15 protein-coding genes are annotated in these 9594 nt (G+C 42.5%); 3 read left to right on the forward strand and 12 right to left on the reverse strand.

Annotation, left to right across the window (positions count from 1 at the left end):
• Positions 1-181 precede the first annotated feature (181 nt).
• The 7 genes from TOL9009_RS0109710 to TOL9009_RS0109740 all read right to left on the reverse strand — a co-directional run bounded on the left by TOL9009_RS0109710 (position 182) and on the right by TOL9009_RS0109740 (position 4532).
• The gene (locus TOL9009_RS0109710) at positions 182-1150 is read right to left on the reverse strand and encodes a CobW family GTP-binding protein (protein ID WP_029632629.1); all 969 of its coding nucleotides are present in this window, start codon (positions 1148-1150) and stop codon (positions 182-184) included.
• Between the two features lie 44 nt (positions 1151-1194).
• Positions 1195-2100, reverse strand: coding sequence for an alpha/beta fold hydrolase (locus TOL9009_RS0109715; RefSeq protein ID WP_029632630.1), 906 nt, complete (start codon positions 2098-2100; stop codon positions 1195-1197).
• Between the two features lie 119 nt (positions 2101-2219).
• Positions 2220-2660 (reverse strand): SufE family protein, encoded by a 441-nt coding sequence (locus TOL9009_RS0109720; RefSeq protein ID WP_029632631.1) that lies wholly within the window; start codon positions 2658-2660, stop codon positions 2220-2222.
• 425 nt (positions 2661-3085) lie between these two features.
• Positions 3086-3478, reverse strand: a complete 393-nt coding sequence (locus TOL9009_RS47105; RefSeq protein WP_029632632.1) for a hypothetical protein — start codon at positions 3476-3478, stop codon at positions 3086-3088.
• 64 nt (positions 3479-3542) lie between these two features.
• Entirely contained in the window at positions 3543-3764 is a 222-nt protein-coding gene (locus TOL9009_RS0109730; protein ID WP_029632633.1) for a hypothetical protein, read from the reverse strand.
• 311 nt (positions 3765-4075) lie between these two features.
• Positions 4076-4333, reverse strand: a complete 258-nt coding sequence (locus TOL9009_RS0109735; protein WP_029632634.1) for a type II toxin-antitoxin system RelE family toxin — start codon at positions 4331-4333, stop codon at positions 4076-4078.
• Positions 4311-4532 (reverse strand): hypothetical protein, encoded by a 222-nt coding sequence (locus TOL9009_RS0109740; protein ID WP_029632635.1) that lies wholly within the window; start codon positions 4530-4532, stop codon positions 4311-4313. Before TOL9009_RS0109740 ends, TOL9009_RS0109735 begins: the two co-directional genes overlap by 23 nt.
• A gap of 187 nt (positions 4533-4719) precedes the next feature.
• Between TOL9009_RS0109740 and psaK the strand changes: the two genes are divergently transcribed.
• Entirely contained in the window at positions 4720-4983 is a 264-nt protein-coding gene (gene psaK / locus TOL9009_RS0109745; protein WP_029632636.1) for a photosystem I reaction center subunit PsaK, read from the forward strand.
• A gap of 300 nt (positions 4984-5283) precedes the next feature.
• Here psaK and TOL9009_RS38735 read toward each other — a convergent pair whose 3' ends face one another.
• A complete protein-coding gene (locus TOL9009_RS38735; RefSeq protein ID WP_029632637.1) occupies positions 5284-5649 on the reverse strand; it encodes a hypothetical protein in 366 nt (121 codons plus the stop codon).
• 284 nt (positions 5650-5933) lie between these two features.
• Here TOL9009_RS38735 and dapB point away from each other — a divergent pair, with 284 nt between their 5' ends.
• Together dapB and TOL9009_RS38740 are read left to right on the forward strand one after the other, a co-directional pair.
• Positions 5934-6764: a 4-hydroxy-tetrahydrodipicolinate reductase gene (gene dapB / locus TOL9009_RS0109755; RefSeq protein WP_029632638.1), complete on the forward strand. Its 831-nt coding sequence runs from the start codon at positions 5934-5936 to the stop codon at positions 6762-6764.
• Positions 6765-6896: 132 nt separating this feature from the next.
• A complete protein-coding gene (locus TOL9009_RS38740; RefSeq protein WP_051503083.1) occupies positions 6897-7703 on the forward strand; it encodes a hypothetical protein in 807 nt (268 codons plus the stop codon).
• A 79-nt stretch (positions 7704-7782) separates the two neighbouring features.
• Here the strand turns inward: TOL9009_RS38740 and TOL9009_RS0109765 are convergent, their stop codons facing one another.
• From TOL9009_RS0109765 to TOL9009_RS50485, 4 genes are read right to left on the reverse strand one after another with little or no spacing between them, the layout of a single operon-like run.
• Positions 7783-8157, reverse strand: coding sequence for a DUF5615 family PIN-like protein (locus TOL9009_RS0109765; RefSeq protein WP_029632639.1), 375 nt, complete (start codon positions 8155-8157; stop codon positions 7783-7785).
• Complete coding sequence (locus TOL9009_RS0109770) at positions 8141-8383, reverse strand: DUF433 domain-containing protein (RefSeq protein WP_029632640.1); 243 nt, start codon at positions 8381-8383, stop codon at positions 8141-8143. Before TOL9009_RS0109770 ends, TOL9009_RS0109765 begins: the two co-directional genes overlap by 17 nt.
• A gap of 52 nt (positions 8384-8435) precedes the next feature.
• On the reverse strand, positions 8436-8660 hold the full coding sequence (locus TOL9009_RS0109775) for a DUF6887 family protein (protein ID WP_029632641.1): 225 nt from the start codon (positions 8658-8660) through the stop codon (positions 8436-8438).
• On the reverse strand, positions 8660-8836 hold the full coding sequence (locus TOL9009_RS50485) for a DUF6888 family protein (RefSeq protein WP_398344320.1): 177 nt from the start codon (positions 8834-8836) through the stop codon (positions 8660-8662). The genes TOL9009_RS0109775 and TOL9009_RS50485 overlap by 1 nt, the downstream gene beginning before the upstream one ends.
• Positions 8837-9594: the final 758 nt, after the last annotated feature.

Genomic DNA, 9594 nt, shown 5'->3' on the forward strand with positions numbered 1-9594 from the left:
TGAATCGCCGTCTTTACAATAATAAGTCCTTTGTAGAGACGGCGATTTATCGCGTCTCTTGCCTTAACACGCCCGCGTATTGGGAGATAAGGGGGATGAGGGAGATAAGGGAGATAAGGGAGAAAAAGGGAAAGCTTCTTTATCTTCCCCCACTTCCTACGGGAGCATTACCCACTTTGTTTTAAATTAGACAAGCACGGAAATTTTCTTTGAGTTTGGCTTCGTCGAGATTGCGACCGATGAAGACAAGTTCGTTTTTGCGGGTTTCGTTTGGTTTCCAAGGGCGATCGCCTTTCCCATCAAATATCATATGCACTCCTTGGAACACAAAGCGATTATCTTCGCCGGCGATATTCAAAATACCTTTCATCCGGAAGATATCTGGTCCTTGGGTACGTAATAACTCGGACAACCAATTGTTTAATTTTTGTCCATCCACTCCGCCTTGTTCTACCAAAGCTACAGAATACACGCTTTCATCATGTACATGAGCATCTTCACCTAAGAAATTCGGGTCAATTTCCAAAGCGCGATCCAAATCAAAGGCTTTTACACCTAATAAAGCGTCCATTCCTAACTCAGAGTTCTGGGTACGGTGGATTTTGGCGATCGCATTCATTGAACGAATCCGCTTTTCTAATTCATCCAACTGTTCTGGTGCTACCAAATCAGTTTTATTCAACAAAATCACATCAGCAAAGGCAATTTGCTCTTGTGCTTCGTCTGCATCCCAATGTTGCCAAATATGTTTGGCATCGACAACTGTCACCACTGCATCCAAAGACAGTTGATTTTGCATATCTTCATCAACAAAGAACGTTTGAATCACCGGTGCGGGGTCTGCTAATCCAGTAGTTTCAATTACTAAATGGTCAAATTTATCACGCCGCTTCATCAAGTTGCCGATGATGCGAATTAAGTCACCGCGTACTGTACAACAGATACAGCCGTTATTCATTTCAAAAATTTCTTCATCTGCATCAATAATTAATTGATTATCAATGCCTACTTCCCCAAATTCATTGACGATGACAGCAACTTTCTTGCCGTGTTCGTAGGTGAGGATGTGATTGAGAAGTGTTGTTTTCCCTGCACCCAGGTAGCCCGTCAAAACGGTTACAGGCACTGTATTCGGTGTTTCCGTAAACATTCTCTGAATGCCTTTTTCTTATTTAATGATAATCATTATCTTGCTCATGATAGCGCCTTTAAGAAGGGTAAGACTTCTTGAAGAACTACTTCTGGATATTCTTCATGCAGTCCCAAAGATCCGGGAATAACTGCGCTTTTCACACCTGGTAAGGCAGCTAAAGCTTCCATATCTGCTTTTGATTTGGGGGGACTAGATTCGCCAATTATCACCATTAGGGGGACAGACAAGCGCTTTGCGATCGCGATAAAATCAGCTTGGCTGTGTACTGCGTCCAGGTTGCCGGTGACGAAAGCTGCGGGAGCAAATCTTGCTCCTGGCTGTTGAGTGTTACGCCACTTATGCTGAATGAAGCTGGGTGTGAGTATAGCAGGATCGGCGTAAACGTGGCGCCGGTACATGAAACTTAAGAAAGATGGCGTAGTGTTGAGCTTGTAGAGAACTTGACCGAGAATAGGCGATCGCACTAATCCTCTGACTATACCCGCAATCTGCTGACTTGCCCCCATTGTCGGCAAAGGACCACGCCAAGTCGGGGCTAACAACACAACAGCATAAACAACATCTGGCTGATTAACGGCTAATTGCAGCACATAACTGGCAGCATGTCCAGCCCCAATTACGGCAATTGGCGTATTAAAAACAGATTTCACAAAATTGTGCAGAAATTGGTGATACAATTCAGGTCGATAATCTACACTGGCGCGTGACGATTCTCCAAAACCAAGCCAATCTACAGCGACAACTTGAAAATGTGGAGATAAAAGCTTGGCAAGTTCGCCCATTTCCGATCGCATGGAAACAGTACTGAAAGCTGGAAGTAATAATATCGGCGAACCTGTACCTAAAGTTTCATAAACAACGCGCAATTGCTGGTTTTCCCAGTTCCAGAAATATTCTTGAACTACACCACCAATGCCGACAGGGGAAGATAATAAATCAGTAGACATCAGACTAAATTTTGGTAATTGGGCATGGGGCATTGGGCAATGGGCAATGAGAATTAAAGAAGGGATATTAGCTCATGCGTGAATAAATACGATTCTTTCCATGCCCATTGCCCCATTCCCTAATTAGATATATTTAACTTACATTCCAGCGCTTTTTTTTGCATGGTTTTGAAAATGTTGTAAAACCCATTAGCGCGGGAAGGTGTCAGGCTAACATTTAAACCAGTTTCTTGGATAAAATCTGGAGTCAGTTGGACAATTTCCGTAGGTGTTAGTCCATTCAACCCTTCAGCCAAAAGTCCTACTAATCCTTTGGTTAACTGAGAATCAGAATCACCTTGAAAAACTACTTTATCAGCATCCAGGTTTGCTGTGATATAAACCTGAGAAACGCAACCAGGAACTTTGTTTTCTGGTATTTTATCAATTTCGGGAAACTCTTTGAGCTTCTGTCCGTACCAGATTAACTGTTCGTAACGTCGCTTTGGTTCAGAAGCGCGTTGAAAGCGTTGGACTATTTTAGCAAGAGCTGGTGGCAAGGAGTCTATAGTCGAGGACATAACAAAGGCAAGAAATAATCGCTATCACCTTGAGTTTAGATTATCCTTCGGGTCTTGGTTGCCGCTAAATAAGAATTCAGTACTTCTGAATTCAAAATTAAGAATATATTGAAGTATTTGTAATACTATACCAGTCCGAATTAAATCCTTAGAAAATACGTAGCTTTAAACTTAAATATAAACGTAAAATTTTATTCAGCCCTGGCAATTACAAATCGTGGCTACACAGACAAAAACCCTTATCTTATGAGGGTTATTTTCTTAAGTCCACGTAGGTGGACTTGGTTTGTGTAGTAGCGAATTCTATTCGCCTCATTACTAGTACAACACGGCGTAAATAAACAGACCATTCAAAATGGTGCAAAAGCCCGGAATGTCATTCTTTTGACTTTTGACTTTTGACTTTTGACTTCCGCGTAGCGGTACTAGTTATTTGCTCCTTTATGCAGTTTAAAAGTTTGAGCATCCCAAGCCCAAAGCTGATAATCTTTATCTTGGGGTCGTTGGTAAAAGATACGATATCCGTCATCAATGCTTGCACGCTTGCAACCAAACAGTAACTTCATAATCATTTCTTCTGTCTCTCCAAATATTTCGCACTCGTAATATTTGACATTTGAAATGGTGCGGATTCCTTTATATGCTAGCTTTTCAGAGTAAAACTCAATATGTTGGTCTTTTTGCCAAACAAAATTAGCGGTTCCGTTGTGTTCTAAAACAAAGGTTCCGATGTTCGGTGCGAGGTAGACTATGTTGGGCGCTGGACTAGCGACTAAGTTATAGTCTACAATCGCCGTGCCAAAAGTTTTGATAAACATAAGAATTATTAAAATGAGTTTTCTGTCTCATTTTGGGTAATTCGTAGATTTTTTGACAGTACCCTTAAGAGTACCTTTTTTGATTTCTGCAAGTCGCCAGAAGATTCATCAAGACATTGGCAGCCTCAGAACAATTGTACGGCGACCAGACTGGATACTCCTGGTTCGCAACAAAGAAGTTTGCATCTTCTTCTTTGAGCAGTTCTGTGGCAAGGAACTGCATTAGCCGAAGCTTGTCAATTTTTGGAAGTTCCTGGATTTGTGACATGAGTTCAGCTAATGGCATTTGAGAATCTCCTCGTCTGAGGGCTGGTGAAAGGAAGCGATCGCCCTCTCATTTTAGCCTGGCGATCGCATCCACGGTTGCAGCTTCAAGTGCAATCTGGCTTCTGGTTAGTACTAAAGAGAGAAAAGTGATGCTGGCTTTCCTGTTGTCAACCCAGCCTACGGCGATAGGCGATCGCCCTACTTTGACCTGTGCAATTGCACCCTCTGAAGCTATATGTATAACGGCTCAAATCAGCGGCGTCGAGTAGACTAGAACGTAGCGCGAAGTCGTCCGCTCCACTGCGTTGTTAGCTGGCTTGTCGCAACGGGCTAGTTCAAAAAACTCTCATATTCATCATGATCACCAATCCAAATCCAATAATAATCGTCGCCCTTTTTCAAAGCTAATGCTCGATACCCACCACTGACACGGGCAGACCAAAGGTTTTTACCAACTTTTTTGAAATGCAACGAGGGATGAAGTGAATTTTGCTGCCAAAGTTGATAAGCTTTCCGCGCTTGCTCTTGCATCTCAGGTGACAACTCGGCATACGCTTTCCAAAAATCAGCCGTCGCAAAGGACTTCATCGAGATCCTTCACGTTGTTTGCTGCAATGTCCTCCTCTGCTTTAGCAATGAGACGATCTAATTTTCCTGATGCTAAGTCCACTTCGATTTTCCGATCCCACATCTCATCGAGATATTCTTGAAGCCATTTTGCCAGATTGCGAACTTCATCCTCTGATAATTGCTTGATTGCTGATTCAACTTCTAGGCGAGTGTTCATCGGGTACTCCACATACTAAAAGCAGACATATATGCCCACTAATTATAGCTTAAGAGCAAGACGATGGTTATATGAAGTTATGACAAAATATGTAAATTATTGATCTAAATTCCCCGCTTTCTATTGAATTTGTTTGCGAAAAACTCAGATTATATCTTTATTCCAGAAAAATTTTGGAGAAAATAAGTTGATTACATCCACCTTGCTTGCTACTTTTGCCACAACACCGTTGCAATGGAGTCCGACAGTTGGGATAATTATGATTCTCTGCAATGTGATTGCGATCGCTTTCGGGAAATCTAGCATTAGCTATCCCAGTTCTGAACCAGCTTTACCTTCAGATAAGTTTTTTGGTGGTTTTGGTTTACCTGCCCTATTAGCAACTACTTCCTTTGGTCATCTTTTAGGTGTAGGGGTAATCTTAGGGCTACATAACCTCGGTAGACTCTAAATTTTTGCTTAATTTTGTCGGAATTTGATTATTTTTAGTCAAAATAAGAGCCAGAAAAGTTACTCTCTGGCTCTTTTTTAAGTAATTATTCGTATTTATGCCGGATAATACATGGCTTTTTAGACTCGTGGAATAATTTTGTAGTAAGGACTTCAGTCCTTGATTTGAGCGAGTACAGCGCTCACCCTTCTCTTCGAGACGCTGCGCGAACGGGTTCGCCAGTCGCTCATGGGGGAGACCCCCTTGGCGCTAGCCTCTCCTTTGGGAGAAGACCGCGCTGGCTCACTACGAAACCTAATATTAACTTGCCATCGGACTCAAACCGTTAATCTTACGCACAGCATTGATGCAGGGAGGACAATCACAGCCAAATAATCTTATTGCCTCATCGCTTTCTTGCTCGGTGAATTCTAACTCAGTAATCTCATTTGATTGAACTGGTGCTACTTTAGTTGCTGGTTTAGCTTGAGTAGCACTACTATTGCTAACTCTTTGACATGCAAAACGAGGAGTTGCGGTTTGAGGATCTCCCAGGCATGAAACACGGCTTCCGGGTGGGGTGCCTGTTTGACTTGCATGAGCAGGCTGGGTCATCATGACTATAGACAGTATAGAGCTAAACAGTACAGGACTGGAAAGCAAGGTGAGGACAAATTTTTTGTTCATTTACTTGGAATAATATATTTGTAGCTAGATCGGACATCGGATTAATCTTTTCACCAATTTGGTTTTTAATTAGTACGACTTATACAAATTTGCTCAACCAAAATCGTGAAAGCTTGAGATACGTAGACGCTCTTGTTCAAGACTGGACTAATTTAGCATTAATCAAGTTCCAGTGCCATGTAAATTAAGTCACAATAAATAGAAAGTGGATTTGAAAAGCGAATCTCTAGATGACCAAATTCTTCTACAATTCGCAAGTGATCTTTACAAGCATTTCTCAAGTTATGGCAAACCAAGCTCGTATTCCAGTTGTTGTTATCGGTGCTGCTGGTAAAATGGGTCGTGAGGTAATCAAAGCAGTAGCTAGCGCACCTGACATGACCTTAGTAGGTGCAATTGACACAACTGCTGAACATCAAGACAAAGACGCAGGGGAATTAGCGGGTTTAAGTGAACCGTTGGAAGTTCCAATTACCAATCAGTTGGAATCGATGCTGGCATTTGCGGCACAGGAAAAGCAACCAGGGGTAATGATAGACTTTACCCATCCGGATTCAGTTTATAATAATGTTCGCAGTGCGATCGCCTACGGTATTCGTCCTGTAGTTGGTACCACCGGCTTAAATCCCCAACAAATTCAAGACTTAGCAGATTTTGCCGAAAAAGCAAGTACCGGATGTCTGATTATTCCTAATTTCTCCATTGGGATGGTATTGCTACAACAAGCAGCTGTCACAGCATCTCAATATTTTGAGCATGTAGAAATTATCGAGTTGCATCACAACCAAAAAGCTGATGCACCAAGCGGTACGGCGATTCAAACAGCGCAGATGCTGGCAGAATTGGGTAAAAGATTTAACCCCCCTCTTGTGGAAGAAACGGAGAAAATAAAAGGAGCCAGGGGAAGTTTAGCAGATGAAGGTATTAGAATTCATAGCGTGCGCTTACCGGGGCTGATTGCCCATCAGGAAGTGATTTTTGGTGCAGCAGGTCAAATTTATACTTTAAGGCACGATACAAGCGATCGCGCTTGTTATATGCCAGGTGTACTACTGGCTATTCGCAAAGTTTTACAGTTAAAGTCGTTAGTATATGGCTTAGAAAAAATACTCTAATTTGTTAGTGGGAATTTAAAGAGGGGAAAAGGGGAAAGGGGAAAGGGCAAAAGGACTCATGCCCAATGCCCAATGCCCAATGCCCAATGCCCAATGCCCAATGCCCAGCATCAACTATCAAATGACAAAACCATGTTAGTTCCACTGACTCGCCAAAAATTTGAACAACTCGTTCCTTGGATTGCTAGTTCTCCCCAGTATAAATATTATTGGGGGAAATTTTCTGATTTTTTGCAACGGCTATTAATTTCTGTTGTATCTGGGACTGTTCTTTTACTTGTAAAATTCTTTTTCGGACTTGATTTTGGATCAATAATATTTTTGCTGGGATTTATAGCATGTCTTTACTGGTTTTGGGGACCAGTATTTTGGGCAAGTGTGCGTAATGCTAAATATCGCAATTATAAATATAGTGGCTTTTTTCGTGGTCGAGTACTAGATTGGTGGCTGACAGAAGAGTTGATTGGTAAACAGGAAACAGTCAACAATAGAGGCGAATTAGTGATTGTGGAAAATAGGGAAAAGTGGATTAATTTAGAATTAGGCGATGATAGCGGATTTACCGCCGAGTTTAAAGCACCACTACGTCCTTATCATAAAGCGATCGCTCGTGGTCAAATAGCAGAAATGCTCGTTATGTCCAATCGCGCTGATTTAAGCACAATTGACCAAATCAGCGATATTTATATTCGCAGTTGCAATTTGTGGGTCAGCGATTATCCTTTTTTGCGTCGCGATTTCTTTAATGAGGTGAGCGATCGCTTACGTGATGACCAAGATAGACCCAGACGCCGACGAAGAACTGAAAATCCTGAATATGACGCGCTTGATGACCAAGATTCTAGACCTACCAGACGTCGTAGAACTGAAAATCCTGAATATGACTCTCGTGATGACCAAGATTCTAGACTTACCAGGCGCCGAAGAACTCAAGAATGAAATTATCTTTCATTGAGAGGTAACAGGAGAATTTTCTGCTACTGCAATGCGCTGGTTTAGAAAGCGATCGCACAAGTGTTTAGACATTAGGCACTAGGGGCAAACGACGAATACGGATACGGCTTGGCTCAACCGTGATAGCTGAACCTTGTTCTAACTCCTCTTCGCATTCAGCGATCGCCATCAGTAACAGATCCGTTAATGCTTGGACACGTAACCTCTCAATCCGAATACGAATAACTGAGGGAGAAGTTGCTTCATCAAGTGCTAGCAATGTATGAAAATCTGCATTGAGAGTAGCAACAACACGTTCTTCATCTCTGGCTCTCTGGATAATTTCTTCATCTTCGGCTTCACACATTCCGATTTCACCAACATGAGTGGTATCAACACCTGCATCACGTAACAACGCTGCCGCAGAGAGTGGTAATCCCTGATCAAGCAACAGTTTCATATCGATGAGGTAACTCAATGATGCGATCGTCTAGGTAAGAAGATACAAAAATCAGGGCTTGTCTGATATCTTCATCTTCCAGTTCTGGGAATTCTTGACGCAATTCTTCTCGATCGGGGTAAGTCGCCAGTAATTCTATCACCCGACGAACTGTCAGCCGGAGATTACGAATGCAAGGCTGACCATTCATGCGATTTGGATTGGTGGTGATTCGATCTAATTTCATGGGAATAACCCTAGTTAAAAGCAAAAATCATCTGTCCGCTGCATTTGAATTGTTAGATCGCTGCCTCACCGTTATCGTCCGCTGCTTGCATTTGTTGCAAAACGGCTGCTTGAATCTTAGCGTCAAAGTCAGGATCATCTACAGTCGTAATAACGTTACGTGGGCGATCGCTGAGTCTATCCAAATATGCTCGAAGAGCCTTCTTATCCTCACGATGCCTGAGAAAGTGTTGTCTTAACTCCTGATCTGACATAGCATCATAGTTAACTTGACTCATCAGAACACCTCTCCATTTGGGGTAATCTGGAACTCTAAATTTTCAATACTTCCAGCCAAAACATACAGATTGTTTGTTCGGTCGTCAATGCAGACGAGATGTACAGGCTGAAGCATAATATACGTTAGCCAATAGCTAAGACGATATAACCCTCTTAATTGGGCATCAGTAGGCATTTAAGTCCCTTACTCCGCACACCTTTGATTCTAGCATTCGCCTTGTGGAACACTAGTACCGCAAGGCGGAAGTCACTCATTCAAAAGTCACGCATTCAAAAGTAATATGGAGTAAGCTTTTTAGCGATTGAGAATGGTTGGTTTATTTACGCCGACTTGTACTAGTGCGATCGCATTCCTATGGGCATCATTCACGGTAAATGATGCCTAGGTGTTTTTTTAAATAATACTGGATGAGCATCTAAGTAATTACACTTTTTAGACAACAAATCCTTGAAAACGGACTTGCGTTCTGAACCAACGGACTTACGTTTTGAACCAACGGACTTACGTTTTGAACCAACGAACTTGCGTTTTGAACCAACGGACTTGCGTTTTGAACCAACGGACTTGCGTTGTGAACCGTATCCGTTCAGGGGGGGGTAAGTGACGCAACTGGGGAACGCTACGCTAGATTGGGCGGTACCGGGTACGGGCTAGCAAGACCTAGTATGAGCCATCAAGATTGTCGCAGCCCGCACCCGGCACTCCGCTTCGCCGCCCAATCTTCCCCAGTTGCTGAATTACTGGTGGGGTAGGTAGGGCTTACACACTGTACAAATTTTGGCTCCGGTACATTAATTAACAAAAATACGCTGTTTCAGGCTTTTATCAATCATTCTTTGATCAATAGCGTTGGCGATGCCCGCCGCAGGCATCGCCTAGCCTAAAATAAAGTAACAATCTTGACATCACATTTAACTCGTCTTGGTCATCGT

Origin of the sequence: [Scytonema hofmanni] UTEX 2349 (assembly GCF_000582685.1) — a bacterium.
Lineage (GTDB): Bacteria > Cyanobacteriota > Cyanobacteriia > Cyanobacteriales > Nostocaceae > Hassallia > Hassallia hofmanni.

Coding starts and splice junctions, on each gene's coding strand:
- TOL9009_RS0109710 (WP_029632629.1), bottom strand. CDS start 1,150: ATGTTTACGGAAACACCGAATACAGTGCCTGTAACCGTTTTGACGGGC.
- TOL9009_RS0109715 (WP_029632630.1), bottom strand. CDS start 2,100: ATGTCTACTGATTTATTATCTTCCCCTGTCGGCATTGGTGGTGTAGTT.
- TOL9009_RS0109720 (WP_029632631.1), bottom strand. CDS start 2,660: ATGTCCTCGACTATAGACTCCTTGCCACCAGCTCTTGCTAAAATAGTC.
- TOL9009_RS47105 (WP_029632632.1), bottom strand. CDS start 3,478: ATGTTTATCAAAACTTTTGGCACGGCGATTGTAGACTATAACTTAGTC.
- TOL9009_RS0109730 (WP_029632633.1), bottom strand. CDS start 3,764: ATGCCATTAGCTGAACTCATGTCACAAATCCAGGAACTTCCAAAAATT.
- TOL9009_RS0109735 (WP_029632634.1), bottom strand. CDS start 4,333: ATGAAGTCCTTTGCGACGGCTGATTTTTGGAAAGCGTATGCCGAGTTG.
- TOL9009_RS0109740 (WP_029632635.1), bottom strand. CDS start 4,532: ATGAACACTCGCCTAGAAGTTGAATCAGCAATCAAGCAATTATCAGAG.
- TOL9009_RS38735 (WP_029632637.1), bottom strand. CDS start 5,649: ATGAACAAAAAATTTGTCCTCACCTTGCTTTCCAGTCCTGTACTGTTT.
- dapB (WP_029632638.1), top strand. CDS start 5,934: ATGGCAAACCAAGCTCGTATTCCAGTTGTTGTTATCGGTGCTGCTGGT.
- TOL9009_RS38740 (WP_051503083.1), top strand. CDS start 6,897: ATGTTAGTTCCACTGACTCGCCAAAAATTTGAACAACTCGTTCCTTGG.
- TOL9009_RS0109765 (WP_029632639.1), bottom strand. CDS start 8,157: ATGAAACTGTTGCTTGATCAGGGATTACCACTCTCTGCGGCAGCGTTG.
- TOL9009_RS0109770 (WP_029632640.1), bottom strand. CDS start 8,383: ATGAAATTAGATCGAATCACCACCAATCCAAATCGCATGAATGGTCAG.
- TOL9009_RS0109775 (WP_029632641.1), bottom strand. CDS start 8,660: ATGAGTCAAGTTAACTATGATGCTATGTCAGATCAGGAGTTAAGACAA.
- TOL9009_RS50485 (WP_398344320.1), bottom strand. CDS start 8,836: ATGCCTACTGATGCCCAATTAAGAGGGTTATATCGTCTTAGCTATTGG.